Genomic DNA, 22,444 nt, shown 5'->3' with positions numbered 1-22,444 from the left:
AAATGGGACTTGAAGAGAAACTCCCCAGCGGGTTCATCCTCAGCACCGTCGAGGCGGCCGCCGGATGGGCGCGTAAAAACTCCGTGTGGCCCGCCACGTTCGGCCTCGCGTGCTGTGCCATCGAGCTGATGGCCACCGGTGGCCCCCACTACGACCTGGCGCGCTTCGGCATGGAGCGCGCTTCGGCGTCTCCACGGCAGGCCGACCTCATGATCGTCGCCGGCCGCGTCTCGCAGAAGATGGCCCCGGTGCTGCGGCAGATCTACGACCAGATGGCCGAGCCGAAGTGGGTCATCTCCATGGGCGTGTGCGCCTCCAGCGGCGGCATGTTCAACAACTACGCGATCGTGCAGGGCGTCGACCACATCGTGCCCGTCGACATCTACCTGCCGGGCTGCCCGCCGCGGCCCGAGATGCTGATCGACGCGATCGTGAAGCTGCACGACAAGATCCAGAACATGAAGTTCGGCGCCCACCGCGCCAAGCAGATCGAGGAGCTCGAGCTGCAGGCGCTGCGGCCGCTGCCGCTGATCGACCAGGGAGCCTCGAAGTGACCTCGCCCGACAACCTCCCCGGCAGCCCGGAAAGCGGTGAGACTCCCGAGGCCGCGGTTCCCGCCGTCCCCGAGCCGCCGATCGCCCGGCACGGCATGTTCGGCGCCCAGGACTCCGGTGACACCTCCGGCTACGGCGGCCTCGTCGTGCGCCGGGCGCCGCAGCTGTCGACGCCCCGCCCGTACGGCGGCTACTTCGACGAGCTCGTCGACGCCCTGGCGCTCGACGACGCCGTCGAGCGCGTGGTCGTCGACCGCGGCGAGCTGACCCTGCACGTCAAGCGGGAGCGGCTGGTCGAGGTCTGCCAGAAGCTGCGCGACGACCCGGCCCTGCGCTTCGAGCTCTCGCTGGGCGTCACCGGCGTGCACTACCCGCACCTGACGGGCGAGGAGCTGCACGCGGTCATCCACCTGTGCTCGATCACCTACAACCGGCGCGTGCGCGTCGAGGCCAGCGCCCCTGACTCCGACCCGCACATTCCATCGACCGTGGGCGTTTACCCTGGTCACGACTGGCATGAGCGCGAGGCGTACGACTTCTTCGGGATCGTCTTCGACGGTCACCCGGGGCTCACCCGGATCATGATGCCGGACGACTGGGACGGCCACCCCCAGCGCAAGGACTATCCGCTCGGCGGCATCCCGGTCGAATACCGCGGCGCCACCATCCCCGCGCCCGACCAGAGGAGGAGCTACTCGTGAGCACCGCTTATGACGAGGCGACCGAGGGCAAGGTCTATTCGGTCAACGGCGGCGACTGGGACCAGGTCGTCACCGGAGCGCGCGACACCGAAGAAGAGCGCCTGGTCGTCAACATGGGCCCGCAGCACCCGTCCACGCACGGCGTGCTCCGCCTGGTCCTGACCCTCGACGGTGAGACGGTGACCGAGGCGCGCAGCGTCATCGGCTACCTGCACACCGGCATCGAGAAGAACATGGAATACCGGACGTGGACCCAGGGCACCACGTTCGTGACCCGCATGGACTACCTCTCGCCGATCTTCAACGAGACCGCCTACTGCCTGGGCGTGGAGAAGCTGCTCGGCATCGAGGACCGCATCCCGGACCGGGCGCAGGCCATCCGCGTGATGATGATGGAGCTCAACCGGATCTCCTCGCACCTGGTCGCGATGGGCACGTTCGGCATGGAGCTGGGCGCGACCACGCCGTTCCTCTTCGGCTATCGCGACCGCGAGATGATCATGGATCTCTTCGAGTACATCACCGGTCTGCGCATGAACCACGCCTACATCAGGCCGGGCGGCGTGAGCGTCGACCTGCCCGCGGGCGCGGTCGACAAGATCGGTGAGTTCCTCAAGGAGATGCCCAAGCGGATCAAGGACATCCGCAAGCTCCTCGACGCCAACCCCGTCTACGTGCGCCGAACCAAGGACGTGGGCTACCTCGACCTGACCGGCTGCATGGCCCTGGGCATCACCGGGCCGATCCTGCGCGCCGCCGGCCTCCCGTGGGACCTGCGCAAGTCGCAGCCCTACTGCGGCTACGAGACGTACGAGTTCGACGTCGCCACCGAGCGCGGCTGCGACGTCTACTCGCGCTACCTCGTCCGCATGAAGGAGATGGAAGAGTCGCTCAAGATCATTGAGCAAGCGCTTGACCGGATCGCCGGCCCGCTCAAGGGGGACCCGGTGATGATCGAGGACAAGAAGATCGGCTGGCCCGCGCAGCTCGCGCTCGGCCCCGACGGGTTCGGCAACTCGCCCGACCACATCGCCCACATCATGGGCACCTCGATGGAGGCGCTCATCCACCACTTCAAGCTGGTGACCGAGGGCTTCCGGGTGCCGGCCGGGCAGGCGTACGCCAGCATCGAGTCGCCCAAGGGCGAGCTCGGCGCCCACGTGGTCAGCGACGGCGGCACCCGCCCCTACCGCGTGCACTTCCGCGAGCCGTCCTTCTGCAACCTGCAGGGTTTCCCCGCGATGGCAGAGGGCGGCCAGGTCGCCGACGTGATCGCCGCGGTGGCTTCTATCGACCCTGTCATGGGAGGTGTGGACCGGTGACATACTCACCGGAGATCCGGGAGCGTCTCGAAAGGGACGCCAAGGAGATCATCGGGCGTTACCCGAAGACCCGCTCCGCGCTGCTGCCGCTGCTCCACCTCGTGCAGTCGGAGGACGGCTACGTCTCCGACGACGGGCAGGAGTTCTGCGCGGAGATGCTGGGCATCAGCAAGGCCGAGGTCACCGGCGTCGCGACCTTCTACACCATGTACAAGCGCAGGCCCGCCGGCGACTATCACGTCGGCGTGTGCATCAACGCGCTGTGCGCGGTCATGGGCGGCGATCAGATCTGGGACGAGCTGTCCGAGCACGTCGGCGTCGGCCACGAGGAGACGACCTCCGACGGCAAGGTCTCGCTGGAGCGCCTCGAGTGCAACGCGGCCTGCGACTTCGCCCCCGTCATGATGGTCAACTGGGAGTTCTTCGACAACCAGACTCCCGAGTCGGCCAAGCAGCTCGTCGACGACCTGCGTGACGGCAAGGACGTGCGGCCGACCCGCGGGCCGAAGAAGCTCTGCACCTTCAAGGAGGCCTCGCGCGTGCTCGCCGGCCTGCCCGACGACCTGGCGGGCGACGGCCCGTCGGCCGCCGGCCCGTCGCTGGAGGGCCTGAAGGTCGCCAAGGCCAACGGATGGAAGGCCCCCGAGGCATGACGACGACTTTGACACCGGTCCTGACCGCGAACTGGGACCAGCCCAACTCCTTCACCATCGACGTCTACGGCGAGTACGAGGCGGCGAAGAAGGCGCTGGCCATGGAGCCCGACGCGGTCATCCAGGCCGTCAAGGACTCGGGCCTGCGCGGCCGCGGCGGCGCGGGCTTCCCCACCGGCATGAAGTGGGGCTTCATCCCGCAGGGCGACGGCAAGCCGCACTATCTCGTCGTCAACGCCGACGAGTCGGAGCCGGGCACCTGCAAGGACATCCCGCTGATGATGGCCAACCCGCACTCGCTGGTCGAGGGCATCATCATCACGTCCTACGCGATCCGGGCCAACCACGCCTTCATCTACGTGCGCGGCGAGGTGCTCCACGTGATCCGGCGGCTGCAGGCGGCCGTGCGGGAGGCGTACGAGAAGGGCTACCTCGGCACCGACATCCTCGGCTCCGGCTACGACCTCGAACTGGTCGTGCACAGCGGCGCAGGCGCCTACATCTGCGGCGAGGAGACGGCGCTGCTCGACTCGCTGGAAGGCTTCAGAGGTCAACCGCGGCTCAAGCCCCCGTTCCCGGCCGTGGCGGGCCTGTACGCCTCGCCTACTGTCGTGAACAACGTCGAGTCGATCGCCAGTGTTCCCTCCATCATCGGCAACGGCGCCGACTGGTTCGCCGGGATGGGCACCGAGAAGTCCAAGGGCTTCGGCATCTTCTCGCTGAGCGGCCACGTCACCAGGCCCGGCCAGTACGAGGCGCCGCTCGGCATCACGCTGCGCGAGCTCCTCGACATGGCGGGCGGCATCAGGGCCGGTCACCAGATCAAGTTCTGGACCCCGGGCGGCTCCTCCACGCCGATCTTCACCGACGAGCACCTCGACGTGCCGCTCGACTTCGAGGCGGTCGGCGCCAAGGGCTCCATGCTCGGCACCCGCGCCCTGCAGATCTTCGACGAGACCACCTGCGTGGTCCGCACGGTGCTGCGCTGGACCGAGTTCTACGCCCACGAGTCCTGCGGCAAGTGCACGCCCTGCCGCGAGGGCACGTACTGGCTCAAGCAGGTGCTCAAGCGCCTGGACAAGGGCCAGGGCACCGAGGAGGACCTGGGCACGATCACCGACATCGCGGACAACATCCTCGGGCGTTCGTTCTGCGCTCTGGGTGACGGCGCGACCAGCCCGATCCACTCCTCGGTGAAGTACTTCCGCGAGGAGTACCTCAAGCACTTCGAGATCGGCGGCTGTCCGTTCGACCCGAAGAAGTCCACTCTCTGGGGTGAGCAGTGACAGTCGTAGAGACCGAGACGAACCTGGTGACCCTGACCATCGACGGGTTCCAGGTCAGCGTGCCCAAGGGCACTTTGATCATCAGGGCCGCCGAGCTGCTGGGCATCCAGATCCCCAGGTTCTGCGACCACCCGCTGCTCGACCCGGCGGCCAACTGCCGCCAGTGCCTGGTCGACATCCCCGACGCGGGCAACGGCCGCGGCTTCCCCAAGCCGCAGCCGTCGTGCGCGATCGAGGTCGCCGAGGGCATGGTCGTGGCGACGCAGCTCACCTCGCCGGTCGCCGAGAAGGCGCAGCGCGGGGCCATGGAGCTGCTGCTGATGAACCACCCGCTCGACTGCCCGGTCTGCGACAAGGGCGGCGAGTGCCCCCTGCAGAACCAGGCCATGTCGAACGGCCAGGGCGAGTCCAGGTTCCAGGAGCAGAAGCGGACCTTCCCCAAGCCGCTGCCGCTGTCCACGCAGGTGCTGCTCGACCGCGAGCGGTGCGTCCAGTGCGCCCGCTGCATCCGCTTCTCCGACCAGATCGCCGGTGACCCGCTCATCGAGTTCTTCGAGCGCGGGGCCAAGGAGCAGGTGCGCACCGCCGAGGGCAAGCCGTTCAACTCCTACTTCTCCGGCAACACGGTGCAGATCTGCCCGGTCGGCGCGCTGACCGGCGCGGCCTACCGGTTCCGGGCCCGCCCGTTCGACCTGGTCTCCACGCCGAGCGCGTGCGAGCACTGCGCCGCCGGCTGCGCCCAGCGTACCGACCACCGGCGCGGCCGGGTCACCCGCCGCCTGGCGGGCAACGACCCGCAGGTCAACGAGGAGTGGAACTGCGACAAGGGCCGCTGGGCCTTCACCTACGCCCAGCAGCCCGACCGGCTGAAGACGCCGCTGGTCCGCAACGAGGAGGGCGTGCTCGTGCCGGCCTCGTGGCCGGAGGCGCTGGCGGTGGCCGCCGAGGGCCTGGCCAAGGCCCGCGGCAAGGCCGGGGTCCTGGTCGGCGGCCGGGTGACGGTCGAGGAGGCGTACGCGTACGCCAAGTTCGCCCGCCTCGCGCTGGCCAGCAACGACGTCGACTTCCGCGCCCGGCCGCACTCCGCCGAGGAGGCGCAGTTCCTGGCCCACGCGGTGGCCGGCAAGGGCATCGAGATCAGCTACAAGGACCTCGAGAACGCCCCCCACGTGCTGCTCGTCGGGTTCGAGCCCGAGGAGGAGTCGCCGATCGTCTTCCTGCGCCTGCGCAAGGCGTGGCAGAAGAAGGGGCTCAAGGTCACCTCGATCGCCCCGCTCGCCTCGCCCGGCCTGGTCAAGATGGGCGGCACGCTCATCCGCACCGCGCCCGGCGCTGAGGCCGACGCGATCGGCGACCTGGTCGGCACCCTGGCCGAGGGCACGATCGTGCTCGCCGGCGAGCGCCTGGCCACCGTGCCCGGCGCCCTGTCCGCCGTGGTCCGGCTCGCCAACGCCTCCGGCGCCAGGCTCGCCTGGGTCCCGCGCCGGGCCGGCGAGCGCGGCGCGGTCGAGGCCGGCGCGCTGCCCAACCTGCTGCCGATCGGCCGCCCGGTCGACGACGAGACCGCCAGGGCCGAAGTGGCCAGGGCGTGGAACGTGGCCTCGCTGCCCGCCACCCCCGGCCGCGACACGACCGGCATCCTGGAGGCCGCCCGCGCCGGCGAGCTGGACGCGCTGGTCGTGGCCGGCGTCGACCCCTACGACCTGGCCGACCCGGCGGCGGCGCTCGACGCGCTCGAGCACACGCCGTTCATCGTCAGCCTGGAGATCCGCGCCAGCGCCGTCACCGACCGCGCCGACGTGGTCCTGCCCGTCGCCGCGGTGCAGGAGAAGGGCGGCACGTTCGTCAACTGGGAGGGCCGGGGCCGCTCGTTCGAGGCGCCGCTCAAGGTGCCGGGCCTGCAGAGCGACCTGGCCGTGATCGGCAACCTCGCCGACCGGCTGGACGTCCACCTGGGCCTGCCGGACGCCAAGGCCGCCCGGCGCGAGCTGTCCGGCCTGGGCGCCTGGCGCGGCAGCCGCGTCACCTCCCCGCACACCGCCACCCGCGCCCAGGTCGCCCCGGCGACCGGCGAGGCGCTGCTGGCCACCTGGCACCTGCTGCTCGACGAGGGCAGGCTCCAGGACGGCGAGCCGTACCTGGCGGGTACCGCCCGCACCGCCGAGGCGCTCGTCTCGGAGGGCACCGCGGCCGAGCTCGGGATCGCGGACGGCGACAAGCTCGTCGTGGGCCGTGCCGGAGCCGACACGGTGACGCTGCCCGTGCGCGTCGCCGACCTGCCGGACCGGGTCGTCTGGGTGCCTGCGAACTCCGGCGGCTGCTCGGTCACCCGTGACCTGCACGCGGTGGCCGGCGACATCGTCACCATCGGGAGCGCCTCATGACCCACGTTCTCGCGGCCGATCCCACCCTCGCCGACTTCGGCAAGGACCCGCTGTGGATCACCATCATCAAGGCCGTGATGCTGTTCGCCTTCCTGATGCTGGGCATCCTGTTCGGCGTCTGGTTCGAGCGCAAGCTGATCTCCAGGATGCAGAACCGGTACGGGCCCAACCGGGCCGGTAAGTTCGGCCTCCTGCAATCGGTGGCCGACGGCCTGAAGATGGGCCTGAAGGAGGACCTCTTCCCGCGGACCGTGGACAAGGTGCTCTACCTGCTGGCCCCGGTCATCATGGTGATCCCGGCCTTCCTGGCCTTCTCGATCGTGCCGTTCGCGCCGATGGTCAACCTGTTCGGCGTGCGGACGCCGCTGCAGATGGTGGACCTGCCGGTGGCGGTGCTGTTCATGCTGGCCATGGGTGCGGTGTCGGTCTACGGCGTGGTGCTGGCCGGGTGGTCGTCGCGTTCGCCGTACGCGCTGCTGGGCGGTCTGCGGAGCGCGGCGCAGGTGGTCTCGTACGAGATCGCCATGGGCCTGTCGTTCGTGGCCATCTTCCTGTTCGCCGGGACGCTGTCCACCTCGGAGATCGTCAAGGCGCAGGGCGACACCTGGTTCGTCTTCCTGCTGATCCCGTCGTTCCTGATCTACGTGGTCTGCATGTTCGGCGAGGCCGCGCGCATCCCGTTCGACCTGCCCGAAGGCGAGGGCGAGCTGGTCGGCGGCTTCCAGACCGAGTACTCCTCGTCGCTGAAGTTCGCCCTGATCATGATGGGCGAGTACCTGCACACCTTCACCGCCTCGGGCATAGCCGTGACGCTGTTCCTGGGCGGCTGGCGGGCGCCGATCCCGATCTCCTGGTGGGAGGGCGCCAACCAGGGTTACTGGCCGGTGCTGTGGTTCCTCATCAAGTTCGTGCTCACGTTCAGCTTCATCATCTGGGTGCGGGCCTCGCTGCCGCGCGTGCGTTACGACCAGCTCATGTCGCTGGGCTGGAAGGTGCTGATTCCCGTCAACCTGGCGTGGATCCTGCTCGTGGCCGGCGTGCGCACCGTGGTGCTCTACGAGGAGACCCGGATGATCGCTCTCGGGGTCACCGGGCTCGTCGTGATCGCGGGGCTGGCCATCTGGATGCGGTTCGACACCGTCAACCAGCGGCGCAAGGAGGCCCAGAAGGCTCAGGTCGAGGCCGAGTTCGAGGACCTGTCCGAAGAGCCGACGGAAGGTGGCTTCCCGGTGCCACCGCTCGATCTGCCGCACTACCACGGGGTGCAGCGCAAGGAGATTCCCAGTGGGACTAACTGATTGGCTGAACCCCGTCAAGGGCTTCGGGGTCACCTTCCACACGATGTTCAAGAAGCCCGTCACGACGAACTACCCGGAGGAGAAGAAGCCGACGGCTCCTCGCTTCCACGGGCGTCACCAGCTCAACCGCTGGCCTGACGGGCTGGAGAAGTGCGTGGGCTGCGAGCTGTGCGCCTGGGCGTGTCCGGCCGACGCGATCTACGTCGAGGGCGCGGACAACACCGACGAGGAGCGGTTCTCGCCGGGTGAGCGTTACGGGCGCACGTACCAGATCAACTATCTGCGGTGCATCCTCTGCGGTCTGTGCATCGAGGCCTGCCCGACCCGGGCGCTCACCATGACCAACGAGTACGAGCTCGCCGACACCTCCCGAGAGAGCCTCATCTTCACCAAGGAGATGCTCCTCGCCCCTCTGACGCAGGGCATGGAGCAGCCGCCGCACCCCATGCGGCTCGGTGAGACCGAAGAGGACTACTACCGGCTGGGGCGGACCAATGGGTGAGACCATCACGTTCTGGGTGCTCGCCGTCGTGTCCGTCGGCGCCGCGCTCGGCATGGTCTTCAACCGGAAGGCCGTCTACTCCGCGCTGATGCTCGGAACGGTGATGCTCTGCCTCGCGGTCCTGTACGCCGTGCAGGACGCGCCCTTCCTGGCCGCGGTGCAGATCATCGTCTACACCGGCGCGATCATGATGCTGTTCCTGTTCGTGCTCATGCTGGTGGGCGTCGACTCCTCCGACTCCTTCGTGGAGACGCTGAAGGGCCAGCGCGTCTGGGCCTCCCTCGCGGCGCTCGGCTTCCTGGTGCTGCTCGGCCTGGCCATCGGCAACGCGGTCTTCGCCGACCAGGCGGGGCTGGCACAGGCCACCGCGCAGGGCGGCTACATCCGCTCGATCGCGCTGCTGCTGTTCACCAAGTACGTGTTCGCGTTCGAGATCACCTCGGCGCTGCTGATCACGGCGGCGCTGGGCGCGATGGTGCTGGCGCACCGCGAGCGGCTCGCCGACAAGCCGACGCAGAAGGACCTGGCCCGCGCCCGGTTCCTCGGCGACCGGCCGTCACCGCTGCCGGGCCCCGGCACGTACGCCAGGAACAACGCCATCGACATGCCGGCCCTGCTGCCGGACGGGTCGGTCGCCGAGTCCTCGGTCAACCGCTACATCGCCCGCTACGACGTGGAGCACGATCATCTGCCGGCCGACCCGAAGCTCGCCGAGGCCATCAAGCACACGGCCGAGGAGGACGCGGAGGAGCGCGCCATCGAGCGCGACGGCATCGAGCGCGACGGCATTGAGCGGGACGACAGCGAGCAGAACAATGAGGTGACCAAGTGACGACGCACTACCTCGTCCTGTCCGGCCTGCTGTTCGCCATCGGCGCCCTGGGCGTGCTGATCCGGCGCAACGCGATCGTGGTGTTCATGTGCGTGGAGCTCATGCTCAACGCCTGCAACCTCGCCTTCGTCACCTTCTCCAGGCAGGTCGGCAACCTGGAGGGCCAGATCATCGCGTTCTTCGTGATGGTGGTGGCCGCGGCTGAGGTCGTGGTCGGCCTGGCCATCATTGTGACGATCTTCCGAACCCGCAGGTCCGCGTCGGTCGACGACGCGAACCTGCTGAAGTACTAAGAGGTGACTGGTGGAATCTCCTGTTGAGATCATCCAGCACACCGGCGGCGTGATCGGGGTCTCCTGGCTGATGATCGCCCTCCCTCTGGTGGGGGCGCTCATCCTGCTGGTGTTCGGCCGGTTCACCAACCGCTGGGGCCATCTGCTGGGCGTGGCCATGTCCCTCGCCTCGTTCGTCGTGGCGGTGCTGGCGTTCTTCGAGCTCATCGGGTTCGGGGAAGAGCAGCGCCGGCGGGCGGTCGAGCTCTACGACTTCATCCCCGGCCTGGTGAAGATGGGCCTGCTGGTCGACCCGCTGTCGATCAGCTTCGCGCTGTTGATCACCGGTGTCGGGTCGCTGATCCACATCTACTCGATCGGCTACATGTCGCACGACGAGCACCGGCGCAGGTTCTTCGGCTACCTGAACCTGTTCGTCTCCGCGATGCTCCTGCTGGTGCTGTCCGACAACTACGTGGGCCTGTTCATCGGCTGGGAGGGCGTCGGTCTGGCGTCGTACCTGCTGATCGGGTTCTGGCAGTTCAAGCCGTCGGCGGCGGTCGCGGCGAAGAAGGCGTTCGTCGTCAACCGCGTCGGTGACTTCGGCCTGCTGGTCGGCATGTTCGTCATCTGGACCACGTTCGGCACGCTGACGTTCAAGAACCTCGGCGAGCAGATCACGCCGGGCCAGGAGAGCGGCACCATGCTGGCCATCGGCCTGCTGCTGCTCCTCGGCGCGTGCGGCAAGTCCGCGCAGCTCCCGCTGCAGTCCTGGCTCCTGGACGCCATGGAGGGCCCGACCCCCGTGTCGGCCCTGATCCACGCGGCGACCATGGTCACCGCCGGCGTCTACCTGGTGGTCCGCTCGGGGGCGTTCTTCTTCCCCGAGGGCTCGGGCGCGGCGCTGGCCGTCTCCATCGTCGGCGCGGCCACGCTGCTCGCCGGTGCGATCATCGGTTGCGCGAAGGACGACATCAAGAAGGGCCTGGCCGGTTCGACGATGTCGCAGATCGGCTACATGATGCTCGGCGCGGGCCTCGGCCCCGCGGGGTACGCGTTCGCGATCGGCCACCTGATCACGCACGGCTTCTTCAAGGCCGACATGTTCCTCGGCGCCGGTTCGGTCATGCACGGCATGAACGACGAAGTCAACATGCGGAAGTACGGCGGGCTGCGCAAGTACATGCCGGTCACCTTCGTCACGTTCTTCATCGGCTACCTGGCGATCATCGGGTTCCCGCTGCTGTCCGGCTACTTCACCAAGGACGGCATCATCGAGACCGCGATCGAGCACAACCAGGTCCTCGGCTGGCTGGCCGTCCTGGGCGCGGGCATCACCGGCTTCTACATGTCGCGGATGGTCTTCATGACCTTCTTCGGCGAGAAGCGCTGGGCCGAGGACGCGCACCCGCACGAGTCGCCGGCGGTCATGACCTGGCCGCTGATCATCCTGTCGATCGGTTCGATCGGGCTGGGTGGCTACCTCATCCTGAGCAACCGCCTGATGATGTTCCTCGCCCCGGCCGTCGGCCGGCCGGAGGAGCTGCCCTCGTTCCACGCCACCAGCCCGGCGGGTCTGGCCACGCTCGCGCTCGTCGCGGTCGGCGCGGCCTTCGCCTGGATGAAGTACGGCCGGGCCGAGGTGCCCGCCGTGCAGCCGCGCGGGTCGTTCCTCACCACCTTCGCCCGCCGCGACCTGTACGGTGACGCGCTCAACGAGTCGCTCTTCATGCGCCCCGGCCAGTGGCTGACCCGCATCGCGGTGTTCTTCGACAACCGTGGCATCGACGGGCTGGTCAACGGCCTGGCCGCGGGCATCGGGGGCACTTCGGGGCGCCTGCGGAGGCTCCAGACGGGCTTCGCCAGAACGTACGCGCTGTCCATCTTCATCGGTGCCGCCCTGCTGACCGGCGCCCTGCTCCTCGTTGGGAACCTCTGATGTCACCCTGGCTTCCGATACTCATGGCGGTGCCCGTGGTGGGCGCCATCGTGGTGGCCCTGCTTCCCAAGGGCAGTGACAAGCTGGCCAAGCAGGTCACCCTGCTGGTCTCGCTGCTGACGCTGGTCCTCACGGGTGTCATGGCCGCCGGGTTCAAGCCGGCCGGTCCGCGCTTCCAGTTCACCGCCGAGTACAACTGGATCCCGAGCTTCGGCGTGAAGTTCGGGGTCGGCGTGGACGGCGTCGCGCTCGTCCTGATCGCGCTCTCGGTGGTGCTGGTGCCGATCGTGGTGCTGGCCTCCTGGCACGACGCCGACGGCGTCAAGACCGCCGACGGCACGCTCATCACGCCCAAGCGGTCGGTGAAGACGTACTTCTCGCTGCTGCTGGTGCTCGAGACGATGATGATCGGCGTCTTCGCGGCGACCGACATCTTCCTCTTCTACGTGTTCTTCGAAGCCATGCTGATCCCGATGTACTTCATGATCGGGTCGTACGGCGGCGCCCAGCGGTCCTACGCGGCCGTCAAGTTCCTGCTGTACTCGCTCTTCGGCGGCCTGCTCATGCTGGTCGCGGTCATCGGGCTCTACGTGGTCGGCGGCAGCAAGACCTTCATGTTCCCCGAGCTGATCGGGGTCGTGCAGGACCCGGCCATGCAGAAGTGGCTGTTCGCGGGCTTCTTCATCGCCTTCGCGATCAAGGCGCCGCTCTGGCCGGTGCACACCTGGCTGCCCGACGCGGCCGCGCAGGCTCCGGCCGGCGCCGCCGTGCTGCTCGTGGGTGTGCTGGACAAGGTCGGCACGTTCGGGATGCTCCGCTTCTGCCTGGAGCTGTTCCCCGACGCCGCCAAGGCGTTCACGATGCCGATCGTCGTGCTGGCGGTCATCAGCATCATCTACGGCGCCATCGTGGCCATCGGGCAGACCGACATGAAGCGCCTCATCGCGTACACGTCGATCTCGCACTTCGGGTTCATCGTGCTCGGCGTGTTCGCCATGTCGTCGGTCGCCCAGTCCGGCGCGGCCCTCTACATGGTCAACCACGGCTTCGCCACCGGCGCGCTGTTCCTGGCCGCCGGCTTCCTCATCGCCAGGCGCGGCTCGCCGTTCATCGGGGACTACGGAGGCGTGCAGAGCGTCGCGCCGGTGCTCGCGGGCTTCTTCCTGGTCGCCGGTCTGGCCGGTCTCTCGCTGCCGGGGCTCTCCTCGTTCGTGAGCGAGTTCATGGTCATGATCGGCACGTACTCCAGCCAGGCCCACGGGTCGGGCGCCCTGACCGTGGCCGCGGTGGTCGCCGCGGTCGCCGTCGTCCTGGCCGCCGTCTACATCCTGTGGATGATCCAGCGGACCATGAACGGGCCGACGGCCGAGCCGGTCAAGGCGTTCAAGGATCTGAACGCCCGCGAGATCTGGGTGCTGGCCCCGCTGGTCGCCCTGATCATCGGCTTCGGCTTCTTCCCCAAGCCGCTGCTCGACGTGATCAACCCGTCGGTGCACCAGACGCTGACCAACGTGAAGGTGCCCACGTCCACCATCGCTGAGAAGGGGACCGGTCAGTGAACTCCATCCCAGCGCCGACGATCGAGTACGGCACGCTGGCGCCGCTGCTGGTGGTGTTCGGCGCGGCCGTCATCGGAGTGCTCGTCGAGGCGTTCGCGCCGCGATACCTGCGTAAGTCGATCCACGTCCCGCTGACCCTGCTGAGCCTGTTCGGCGCGTTCGCGCTGGTGCTCGTGCAGGTGCTGCGCGGCAACGTGCCCACCGCGCCGGTCGCCATGGGCGCGGTCGCGGTGGACGGGCCCGCGCTGTTCATCTGGGGCATCATCCTCGTCCTGTCGTTCGTGTGCGTGCTGCTGATCAACGACGAGGGCCACTTCGTCGCCTCGGCCGCGGCCGTGCCCGGCAGCGCCGACGAGGAGGAGGCCGAGGCCGCGGGCGGCGGGCACACCGAGGTGTACCCGCTGGTGCTGTTCGCGGTCGGCGGCATGCTGCTCTTCCCGGCCTCCCACGACCTGCTGACGATGTTCGTGGGCCTTGAGGTCATGTCGCTGCCGCTCTACCTGCTGTGCGGTCTGGCCCGCCGGCGTCGCCTGCTCTCGCAGGAGGCGTCCATGAAGTACTTCCTGCTGGGCGCGTTCTCCTCGGCCTTCTTCCTGTACGGCACCGCGATGGTGTACGGCTTCGCCGGCACCGTCTCGCTGCCGGGCATCAACGAGGCCATGGCCAAGAGCGCCTCGCTCGACCCGATCCTGATGCTCGGGCTCGCGCTGCTCGGCGTGGGCCTGCTGTTCAAGATCGGCGCGGCTCCGTTCCACGCCTGGAAGCCGGACGTCTACCAGGGCGCCCCGACCCCCATCACCGCCCTCATGGCCTCCGGCACGCTGGTCGCGGCCGTGGGCGCCGTGCTGCGGGTGTTCTGGGTGGGTCTGGGCAACCTCGACTGGAACTGGCGCCCGGTCATCTGGGGCGCCGCGGCCCTGACCATGATCGTCGGCTCGATCCTGGCGATCACGCAGACCGAGATCAAGCGGATGCTGGCGTACTCGTCCATCGCGCACGCGGGCTTCCTGCTCGTCGGCGTGATGGCCACGTTCAGCTCCGCCGCGCAGAACGCGGTCTCCCTGAAGGCGATCCTGTTCTACCTGGCGGTCTACGGCATCACGACGGTCGGCGCGTTCGCGGTGGTCACGCTCGTACGCGACCCGGGCGGCGAGGCCGGTCACCTGTCGCGCTGGGCCGGGCTCGGCAAGCGCGCGCCGGTGCTGGCCGGGGTGTTCGCCTTCTTCCTGCTGGCCTTCGCCGGCATCCCGCTCACGAGCGGCTTCTTCGGCAAGTACGCCGTCTTCGCCGCCGCTCTGAACAGCGGCACGCAGCCCGGCGACTCGATGGGCGGCTGGATGGCCGGGCTGGTCGTGGTGGGTGTGGTGGCCTCGGCCATCGCCGCGTTCTTCTACGTCCGCGTGATCGTGCTGATGTTCTTCAGCGAGCCGGCGGCCGACGGTCCGGCAATCGCGGTGCCCAGTATGGGGACCGTGGCCGTCATCGCCGTTTCGTTGCTGGTTACCGTAGGAGTGGGGCTCTACCCGGAGTCCCTGCTCGGTGTCGCCAACGACGCTGCTCACAGCCTGTTCATCAGATAAGGGGATCTCGTATGTCTGCGCCTCCCGTGGTTGACCTTCCCATCGAGGACGAACGGTTGGCGCAGGACGTGGCCACCGGACTGGCCGCGGTCGAGAAGCTCCTGCGTTCGTCGGTGGAGAGCGAGGACGCCTTCGTCACGGAGGCGTCCAAGCACCTCATCGAGGCCGGTGGCAAGCGGTTCCGGACGCTGATGGTGCTGCTGGCCGCGCAGTTCGGCGACCCGTCCGCGCCGGGGGTCGTGCCCGGCGCGGTGGTGATCGAGCTGACCCACCTGGGTTCGCTCTACCACGACGACGTCATGGACGAGGCCCCGGTACGCCGGGGCTCCCCGTCCGCCAACGCCCGGTGGGACAACACCGTGGCCATCCTCACCGGCGACTACCTGTTCGCCCAGGCGTCCGACCTCCTCGCGGACCTCGGCCCCGAGCTGATCCGCATCCAGGCCCAGACGTTCTCCCGCCTCGTGCAGGGGCAGATCCGCGAGACCGTGGGCCCGCGCGACGGCGAGGACCCGGTCGGCCACTACCTGAGCGTGCTCTCCGACAAGACCGGCTCCCTGATCGCCGCCTCCGGCCGCTTCGGCGCGCTGCTGTCCGGCGCGCCCGCGGACGTCGAGGAGCGGCTCAGCCGCGCGTGTGAGGCCATCGGCGTGGCCTGGCAGCTCGGTGACGACCTGCTGGACGTGGCCTCGTCCGGTGCCCAGTCGGGCAAGACGCCGGGCACCGACCTGCGGGAGGGCGTCAAGACCCTCCCGGTCCTGTACGCCCTGGCCTCCTCCGATGAAAACTCGCGCCTTCGGGAGCTGCTGTCGGGGCCGGTGGCCGAGGAGGACGTGGAAGAGGCGCTGACCCTGCTCCGCGCCCACTCCGGGATGGCGCAGGCGCGGGCGGAGCTGGAATCCTGGGTGGACCGGGCCCGTGCCGACATCTCCGGCCTTCCCGACATCTCCGCCAGGTCCGCATTTTTGGCGCTATGTGACTACGTGGTCCAGCGTTCCGGCTGATTTCCTGACCCGCTTCGCGGCGCGCGCCGTCCTGAAACCGTCGTACGTGAAGATCGCCAGGGCCAGCCAGACGATCGAGAAGCCGATCCACCTGCTGGACGGCATGGTCTCCTTGGCGATCAGCACGCCGCACGAGAACTGCAGGATCGGCGCGATGTACTGCAGCAGCCCCATGGTGCTGAGCGGCACCCGGATGGCCGCCGCCCCGAAGCAGATCAGCGGGACGGCGGTGGCGATCCCGCCGCCGACCAGCAGCAGGGCGTGCCCGAGGCCCTGGTCGGCGAACGTCCCCTGCCCGCCGGCTTGCAGGAAGAAGATGTAGCCGAGCGCCGGCAGGATCAGCACCAGGGTCTCGATCGCCAGCCCTTCGGTGGCCGGCACGTTGGCCCTCTTCTTCAGTAGCCCGTACACGCCGAAGCTCATCGCCAGCGTGAGCGCGATCCACGGCAGCCGCCCGTAGTCGAACGCCAGCACCAGCACCGCCAGCGCCCCGAACCCCACGGCCACCCACTGCAGCGGCCGCAGCCGCTCCCGCAGCAGCACCACCCCGAACAGCACGTTGACGAGAGGGTTGATGAAGTACCCCAGGGCGCTCTCGACGACGTGCCCGGTGTTGACCGCGTAGATGTACGTGCCCCAGTTGACGGTCACGACCATGGCCGCCAGCACCAGCAGCGCCAGCTTCATGGGCTGCCTGAGCAGCGGACGGAACCAGGCCCAGTGCCTGCGCACGGCCAGCACGGCCGCGACGGCGACCAGCGACCACACCATCCGGTGGGCGAGGATCTCAACGGCTCCGGACGGCTTGAGAAGTGGCCAGTAGAGGGGGAACAGCCCCCACATCGTGTAAGCGGCGATCCCGAACCAGACACCGCGCCGAAGGTCAGGCATGAACCCCATCTTCGGCCATTACCACCTTTAAACACAAATGCCTCTCACTATACGGAAATGTGTAGAGCTCCTAAAGCGTTAGTGACTATGTACTCTGGGACGAGACCTAGTGGAGGTAGTGCCATGGGCTGGCTGTTCGGCGGCAACAAGACATCGATGGTCCGACCCGAGGACGCCCTCCCCGGCCGTCCGGAGCCCATGCCGATCCCGTCCCGCCACGCGGTCCTCGACGCCCCCCTCACCCCGCCGGAGGGCCTCGAGATCGCCGACTTCGGCCTCGGCTGCTTCTGGGGCGCGGAGCGCAAGTTCTGGCAGACCCCGGGGGTCGTCACGACGGCGGTCGGGTACCAGGGCGGCTACACGCCCAACCCTACGTACGAGGAGGTCTGCAGCGGCCTCACGGGACACACCGAGGCCGTCAGGGTGGCCTTCGACCCGGCGAAGATCTCGTACGAGGAGCTCCTGAAGGTCTTCTGGGAGGCCCACGACCCGACCCAGGGCATGCGCCAGGGCAACGACGTGGGCACGCAGTACCGGTCGGCGATCTACTACCACTCCCCGGAGCAGCAGAAGGCCGCGGAGGCGTCGAGGGAAGCGTACCAGCGGGTGCTCAAGGAGGCGCGCTACGGCGACATCACCACCGAACTGGCCCCCGCGGGCCCGTTCCACTACGCCGAGGACTATCACCAGCAATATTTGTGGAAGAACCCGAACGGCTACTGCGGCATCGGTGGTACGGGCGTCTCCTGCCCGGTCGGCTTGACGTCGGGCGAGGCCTGAACCGTACCGTTGCGAACGACGCTTGCGGCTTGAGGGTAGCCAGTGTGGCCTTCTTAGTCATGGCCCGCTTTCCAGCCGGCCAGGCAACCGTGCCTGGTTGGCTGTCCTTCCCTTTCGTACGTTCCGGGTGATGTGTCACATCAACCCAGGCGAGGGGACGTATGGCGACATACGCCGAAAGCAAGGAAGAGTCCGTCGCCACCGTGTGGATGCGGGTTCGATCATGGTTCAACGGCCAGGCGAAACTCACCAAGGAAACGCTGCAGGCCGTCGAGGAAGCGCGCTCTGCTTCCGCAGCCGCCCAGGAGGCCTCGGAGAGGGCGGCAGAAGCAGTCGCTGAAACCCAAGCCGCCATCCTGAACTACCTGAACGGCGCGGCGAGGGAAGCGAAGGAGAAGCTTCGTGGTACTCCCGAAGAAGAGTTCGGGAAGCTATTCCTCGCCTATTTGCAGAGGGGACGCTGGAGGAACATATTCATCAGCAGGATGCTGACGGACCTGGACAATGAGGCTGGCGAACTCTCCTGGGGTGCCCTGCTGGCCGTCAACGCCGTCCTCGCGGCCGATAGAGAGGAGAAGGACCTCATCACGGCCGGACCCATGAAGGTGCTCATGGACTGGAAGAAGCGCGAGCAGGCGTCGGCGCGTCTGACCAGATCCGCAAGTCTTTCGAGAGCCCTTCTCGTCACCCGATGATCTTACTGCTGCAGGTGCGAGGCCACTGAAGCGTTCTGAGAAGACCGCTATGGCTCTCTTGGGTCGGCCCTGATCAGAACGTGTTCTGACGTACACTCGTGGAATGAGCACTAGCCATGCCGACGCGGTGACCTTCTCGGACTTGTCAAGAAATCCGCGAGCGGTCGCCGAGCGTGCGGCACGCCTTGGACGCGTGCGCGTCACGCATCGGGATGCGCCAGACTTCTACTTGACTGCGGCGGATCGCGAAGAGGAGCGCGAACGGACGCTGGCCACCGCTTCCCGGCTGTTTCTTGCCTTGATCAAGCACGATCCCACCGCGCGTGCGCTGGTCATTGCCATGCCGGAGGTCTTTCCTTGGGTTCGTCACCTGTCCTCGGACGAACTGCGTGCCTTCACTCTGGAACTGGTCGAAGCGCTCTCCGACGCGGCCGAGTTGGATGTCGACGCCACCACCCAGGAGGTCATCGCTGGCTGGCGAGCCACTGCCAGAATCAAGGCCGACCCTGCGCATTTCGCCGAGGCCAGCAAGCCTACGAGCGGTGACTTCGGGCAGGTGCAGGTTTCGCCATGAGTCCGAAGCGCGGAGATCGAGTTACGGTGCCACCGCCGGATGACGAGTGGGAGGTCCGGTTTGGTACCAGCGACGCGGTCAGGGGTTGGGAGGAACTGTGCCGTCATGCCCTGGCCAATACGCGCCGATGCTTCGAGGTGCTGCGGGTCGATCCCCGCTCGCGCTCCAGCCATGACCGGCAACATCGCCTACGTGGCGACCTCGCGACTCATCGTCACAACGGCAGGGACTTGGAGCAGTGGGAATTCGAGGTCACCAGCGGTGGGCGTGTGCGCTATGCCATCGATGATGTCGCTCGTACTGTCTGGGTGATCTATGCATCACCACGACACCCCAAGGACACTGAATAGTCGAACTATTGCTGCGTGAAACCAAGTGCTACCACCAGCAGTATTTGTCTAAAGTTCCGAACGGACACTGCGGGATCGGTGGCACTGGAGTCTTGTGCCCGGTGGGTGTCGCGCCTGCTGGTGAGTGATTTGATGGCTGCCCGGCAAGATCGTGAGTTGTTGCCCCTTCTGTAAGTTGCAAGGGCGCGATGCTCCTCTTGGGAGATCATCCAAAATCGCCTTCAACGCCGAACACGCCTGGGCATCGAGGGTGGGGTTCAGGGGGACGGCGCGCATACAACGTGTCCGCCAGCGGCTACGGCGCCCAACCTGACGACGATTCAAGAGGTCGGCAAATGTCGGCAGCATCGCTGCCCCCGGGCTGCTGCGGAGATCACCACACCATGCGGCGAGAGCGCACAATTTGCTACTCGAAGTAGTAAACTGGGCAGCATGAGCATGCCCGAGCAGGAGTTCACCCCAGGAACCGGCCCCGCCGCCAAGGTAAGTGTTTCCCTGCGAGCAGGGAACATTCGGGCGGTCCGGGAACGAGTTGGAGCCCGCGGGTTCTCCGCCTATGTTGATGCCGCAGTGGAGCGTCAGATCGAGCGGGATCTCCTGGAGGAAGCGCTTCAGGCCAATGAGGCCGCGTCCGGGCCGATCCCGCAGTCAATGCGCGATGAGGCGGCGGAACTGTTTCGCGGCGTCAAATCGGCCCCGGAACTCCAGGAGGAGCGCGGATGGCACGCGCACGAAGCCGGCTGAGCGCGGGCACCCTGGTCCTCGATTGCGAAGGGCTTGTGAAGTGGTGTGAGGCAGACCAGCGGGTGACCGCGCTCGTGCGGGAGGCGCAGGACAACGACTTCCGGGTCGTGGTCAGTGCGATGACGCCGATCGAGGCGCAAGACGTTCGCGTCAAGAGCGATCGTCTTAGGTGGTACTTGTCTCGATTGAAGATCGAGTCGGTGACCGAGGAGATCACTTCACGGGCGATCGAACTGCTACGAGATGCCCGCTTGCATGGCCACAAGTACGCGATCGACGCAGTGGTCGCGGCCACTGCGCTACAGGCGATCCGGCCGGTGATCGTGCTCACCTCCGATGAGGACGATCTGAGCAGGCTGTGTGGGAAGGCCGTGAGGGTGGTGGGAGTCTAGATGCTGCGCCGGTGGTCTTGATAACCAGCAGCTCAGTATCGGGTCGGCGTCGTTGAGATTTGGGCTGAGTCCGGGTCGAAGCCGCAGTAGGTCACACACCCAGATGCGACGGCGTCGATCACGTTGATGATCGACTGGACGTGGACCCAGGCTCGCGATCGGCGAGGTGCACAGCTTCGGATGATCCCGGCGATATAGGGGAAACATACCGCCCTCCTCTACTCTCCGTACGTCTTTCCCTGACTCAACGGACAAGCTCAGACCCCGCCTCGGTGGTCGGAAAGTTGGGTCCGGGCCCCCTTCTAAGGAGAAACACGCCATGCCTGGATCTCTATCGCGCCGCAGCCTGCTCAGGATCGGTGGCGGGGCCGTGGTCGCGGGGGCGGCCGCGTCCCTGACCCGTGACGTGCTGGCCCCCGACGCGGCGCAGGCGGCTACATGGCATTCCCAGCTCGTCTACCCGGGCGCCGACGGCCGACTTGTCTACAAGCCGGATTCACGAGGGAAGGTGATCCCGGACTTCAGCTGGGCCGGGTACCGCAATGGCCAGACGCCGATCCCGTCCGTCCCAGTCGTCAAGGAGATCGGCCCTGTCGAGGGTGACAACACCGCGCACATTCAGGCCGCGCTCGACGAGGTGGGCGCGATGCCGCTCGGCGCCAACGGGTTCAGAGGGGCGCTGCTCCTCAAGGCCGGTCACTACATCGTCGACGGCACGCTCCGGATGAAGCACGACGGTGTCGTGTTGCGCGGGGTCGGCAAGGAAGCCGACACGTCGGTCAACACGGTCATCACCGGTAAGGGCGACGGGAGCAAGAGCGCGGTCCTCTTCGTCGGTGGTACGTCCGGCGGCTGGGAATCGCAGGTGCCCGGCACCAAGACCGGCATCACCTCCAGCCTGGTCACGACCGGACAGCGCCGGATCACCCTGGCATCGACGGCCAACCTCAAGGTCGGCGACAACATCATCATCTATCACCCGCACACTCAGGAGTGGACCGACGCGGTCAACGGCGGGGGCGTGGTGAACGACCCTCCCTGGACCCCCGGCCAACCGCCGGAGCTGCCCATCATGTACAACAGGTACGTCCGGGAGATCGTCGGCAACGACATCATCATCTGCGCCCCCGTCTTCAACGATCTACGACAGTCCCTGTCCCAGTCCTACGTATACGTCTGGGACCGGGTCGGGCTTGTCCGCAATGTCGGCGTGGAGGACCTTCGCATCGACATGGGCGATCCGTCGAGCACCAGCGAGGACCACCCGCAGAGCTGCATCTTCGTCAGCAGGGTCGAGGACGCGTGGGTCATGAACGCCGCGCTCCTGCATTTCTCGGTCTCCGGCGTCTGGGTACAGCGCAGCACGCGGGTTACCGTGCAGCGGGTCCGGGCCGTCCAACCTCGTTCCGAGATCATCGGAGGAAGGCGGTACAGCTTCTGCGCCGGTGGCATGGCCCAGCAGGTCCTCTTCAACGACCTGATCGCGTTCTATGCGCGGCACGCCTTCATCGGCACGGGGATGAGCACCTGCTCTGGCAATGTGTGGCTGAACGGGTACAACAAGTTCGGCTACAACGAGACCGGCGGCCATCACCGGTGGAGTCAGGGGCTCCTGTACGACAACATCCAGGAACTGTCCAACCAGAGCGAGAACGATTGGGTCCTGGCCCTGCACAATCGCGGAGACAGGGGGAATGGGCATGGCTGGTCCTCGGTGAACAGCGTGGCGTGGAACTGCACCGTGGACAACGGCAAGAAGCTGTGCGTGCAGACTCCACCGACCGCCCAGAACTTCGCCATCGGCACTACCGGCATCGTCACCGGGCAGAACTGGTACACCAACCACCAGACCGGCTATGTGGAGGGGACCAACCGGTCGGGGCTGACACCTGGCTCCCTCTACCTGGCGCAGCTCGCCGATCGGCTCCGTGGCTCGTAAGCGATGTGCGTTGGCCGCGCCTCACTGGGCACAGCCAACGTCGCTCGGGCCTGCCTTCGTCCAGGCCGTCCGTCCCCGCCCTCGGCCGCCGCACGAACCCGCTGCGGATGCGGCGGCACAGCATGCTCCGGGGCCGCACGCCGGCCGGCTCCGGACTCCGAACGGTGTCAGAAGGGGACAGTGCCGTTGATGC

General features: G+C 67.5%; 21 protein-coding genes and 1 pseudogene. 21 read left to right on the top strand and 1 reads right to left on the bottom strand.

What is annotated here, in order from left to right:
• Positions 1-2 precede the first annotated feature (2 nt).
• From ACIBQ1_RS44900 to ACIBQ1_RS44835, 14 genes are all read left to right on the top strand, one after another.
• Positions 3-554, top strand: a complete 552-nt coding sequence (locus ACIBQ1_RS44900; protein WP_397287097.1) for a NuoB/complex I 20 kDa subunit family protein — start codon at positions 3-5, stop codon at positions 552-554.
• The gene (locus tag ACIBQ1_RS44895) at positions 551-1,255 is read left to right on the top strand and encodes an NADH-quinone oxidoreductase subunit C (RefSeq protein ID WP_397287095.1); all 705 of its coding nucleotides are present in this window, start codon (positions 551-553) and stop codon (positions 1,253-1,255) included. The genes ACIBQ1_RS44900 and ACIBQ1_RS44895 overlap by 4 nt, the downstream gene beginning before the upstream one ends.
• Complete coding sequence (locus ACIBQ1_RS44890; protein WP_397287093.1) at positions 1,252-2,577, top strand: NADH-quinone oxidoreductase subunit D; 1,326 nt, start codon at positions 1,252-1,254, stop codon at positions 2,575-2,577. The genes ACIBQ1_RS44895 and ACIBQ1_RS44890 overlap by 4 nt, the downstream gene beginning before the upstream one ends.
• Positions 2,574-3,230, top strand: coding sequence for an NADH-quinone oxidoreductase subunit NuoE (nuoE, locus tag ACIBQ1_RS44885; RefSeq protein ID WP_397287091.1), 657 nt, complete (start codon positions 2,574-2,576; stop codon positions 3,228-3,230). Before ACIBQ1_RS44890 ends, nuoE begins: the two co-directional genes overlap by 4 nt.
• Positions 3,227-4,516 (top strand): NADH-quinone oxidoreductase subunit NuoF, encoded by a 1,290-nt coding sequence (nuoF, locus tag ACIBQ1_RS44880; RefSeq protein ID WP_397287089.1) that lies wholly within the window; start codon positions 3,227-3,229, stop codon positions 4,514-4,516. The genes nuoE and nuoF overlap by 4 nt, the downstream gene beginning before the upstream one ends.
• Positions 4,513-6,900 carry an NADH-quinone oxidoreductase subunit G gene (locus ACIBQ1_RS44875; RefSeq protein ID WP_397287087.1) on the top strand — a complete coding sequence of 796 codons (2,388 nt, stop codon included), beginning with the start codon at positions 4,513-4,515 and terminating at the stop codon, positions 6,898-6,900. Before nuoF ends, ACIBQ1_RS44875 begins: the two co-directional genes overlap by 4 nt.
• Complete coding sequence (gene nuoH, locus ACIBQ1_RS44870) at positions 6,897-8,198, top strand: NADH-quinone oxidoreductase subunit NuoH (protein ID WP_397287085.1); 1,302 nt, start codon at positions 6,897-6,899, stop codon at positions 8,196-8,198. Before ACIBQ1_RS44875 ends, nuoH begins: the two co-directional genes overlap by 4 nt.
• On the top strand, positions 8,185-8,700 hold the full coding sequence (nuoI, locus tag ACIBQ1_RS44865; protein ID WP_185069994.1) for an NADH-quinone oxidoreductase subunit NuoI: 516 nt from the start codon (positions 8,185-8,187) through the stop codon (positions 8,698-8,700). The genes nuoH and nuoI overlap by 14 nt, the downstream gene beginning before the upstream one ends.
• On the top strand, positions 8,693-9,532 hold the full coding sequence (locus tag ACIBQ1_RS44860; protein ID WP_397287083.1) for an NADH-quinone oxidoreductase subunit J: 840 nt from the start codon (positions 8,693-8,695) through the stop codon (positions 9,530-9,532). The genes nuoI and ACIBQ1_RS44860 overlap by 8 nt, the downstream gene beginning before the upstream one ends.
• Positions 9,529-9,825 carry an NADH-quinone oxidoreductase subunit NuoK gene (gene nuoK / locus ACIBQ1_RS44855; protein WP_185069996.1) on the top strand — a complete coding sequence of 99 codons (297 nt, stop codon included), beginning with the start codon at positions 9,529-9,531 and terminating at the stop codon, positions 9,823-9,825. Before ACIBQ1_RS44860 ends, nuoK begins: the two co-directional genes overlap by 4 nt.
• Positions 9,826-9,895: 70 nt before the next feature.
• Complete coding sequence (nuoL, locus tag ACIBQ1_RS44850; RefSeq protein ID WP_397287259.1) at positions 9,896-11,743, top strand: NADH-quinone oxidoreductase subunit L; 1,848 nt, start codon at positions 9,896-9,898, stop codon at positions 11,741-11,743.
• Complete coding sequence (locus ACIBQ1_RS44845; RefSeq protein WP_397287081.1) at positions 11,743-13,302, top strand: NADH-quinone oxidoreductase subunit M; 1,560 nt, start codon at positions 11,743-11,745, stop codon at positions 13,300-13,302. Before nuoL ends, ACIBQ1_RS44845 begins: the two co-directional genes overlap by 1 nt.
• Positions 13,299-14,882, top strand: a complete 1,584-nt coding sequence (nuoN, locus tag ACIBQ1_RS44840; RefSeq protein WP_397287079.1) for an NADH-quinone oxidoreductase subunit NuoN — start codon at positions 13,299-13,301, stop codon at positions 14,880-14,882. Before ACIBQ1_RS44845 ends, nuoN begins: the two co-directional genes overlap by 4 nt.
• 11 nt (positions 14,883-14,893) lie before the next feature.
• Positions 14,894-15,886, top strand: coding sequence for a polyprenyl synthetase family protein (locus ACIBQ1_RS44835; RefSeq protein WP_397287077.1), 993 nt, complete (start codon positions 14,894-14,896; stop codon positions 15,884-15,886).
• Here ACIBQ1_RS44835 and rarD read toward each other — a convergent pair.
• Entirely contained in the window at positions 15,854-16,777 is a 924-nt protein-coding gene (gene rarD, locus ACIBQ1_RS44830; protein ID WP_397287075.1) for an EamA family transporter RarD, read from the bottom strand. The two genes, ACIBQ1_RS44835 and rarD, sit on opposite strands and share 33 nt — an antisense overlap.
• A gap of 123 nt (positions 16,778-16,900) precedes the next feature.
• Here rarD and msrA point away from each other — a divergent pair, with 123 nt between their 5' ends.
• The 7 genes and pseudogenes from msrA to ACIBQ1_RS44795 all read left to right on the top strand — a co-directional run bounded on the left by msrA (position 16,901) and on the right by ACIBQ1_RS44795 (position 22,251).
• Positions 16,901-17,557, top strand: coding sequence for a peptide-methionine (S)-S-oxide reductase MsrA (gene msrA / locus ACIBQ1_RS44825; protein ID WP_397287073.1), 657 nt, complete (start codon positions 16,901-16,903; stop codon positions 17,555-17,557).
• A 161-nt stretch (positions 17,558-17,718) separates the two neighbouring features.
• Complete coding sequence (locus ACIBQ1_RS44820) at positions 17,719-18,252, top strand: hypothetical protein (RefSeq protein WP_397287071.1); 534 nt, start codon at positions 17,719-17,721, stop codon at positions 18,250-18,252.
• A gap of 103 nt (positions 18,253-18,355) precedes the next feature.
• Positions 18,356-18,826, top strand: a complete 471-nt coding sequence (locus tag ACIBQ1_RS44815; protein WP_397287069.1) for a hypothetical protein — start codon at positions 18,356-18,358, stop codon at positions 18,824-18,826.
• Positions 18,827-19,205: 379 nt separating this feature from the next.
• Positions 19,206-19,304 (top strand): annotated as a pseudogene (locus tag ACIBQ1_RS44810) (peptide-methionine (S)-S-oxide reductase); the annotation flags it as partial.
• 304 nt (positions 19,305-19,608) lie between these two features.
• The gene (locus ACIBQ1_RS44805) at positions 19,609-19,920 is read left to right on the top strand and encodes a hypothetical protein (protein WP_397287067.1); all 312 of its coding nucleotides are present in this window, start codon (positions 19,609-19,611) and stop codon (positions 19,918-19,920) included.
• A complete protein-coding gene (locus ACIBQ1_RS44800) occupies positions 19,896-20,312 on the top strand; it encodes a type II toxin-antitoxin system VapC family toxin (RefSeq protein WP_397287065.1) in 417 nt (138 codons plus the stop codon). Before ACIBQ1_RS44805 ends, ACIBQ1_RS44800 begins: the two co-directional genes overlap by 25 nt.
• A 319-nt stretch (positions 20,313-20,631) precedes the next feature.
• On the top strand, positions 20,632-22,251 hold the full coding sequence (locus ACIBQ1_RS44795; RefSeq protein WP_397287063.1) for a hypothetical protein: 1,620 nt from the start codon (positions 20,632-20,634) through the stop codon (positions 22,249-22,251).
• The last annotated feature ends 193 nt before the right edge of the window (positions 22,252-22,444 follow it).

It is taken from the genome of Nonomuraea sp. NPDC050153, assembly GCF_044460125.1.
Lineage (GTDB): Bacteria > Actinomycetota > Actinomycetes > Streptosporangiales > Streptosporangiaceae > Nonomuraea.
Note: the sequence above shows the minus strand (reverse complement) of the source record. Positions and strands in the feature narration are given on the sequence as shown.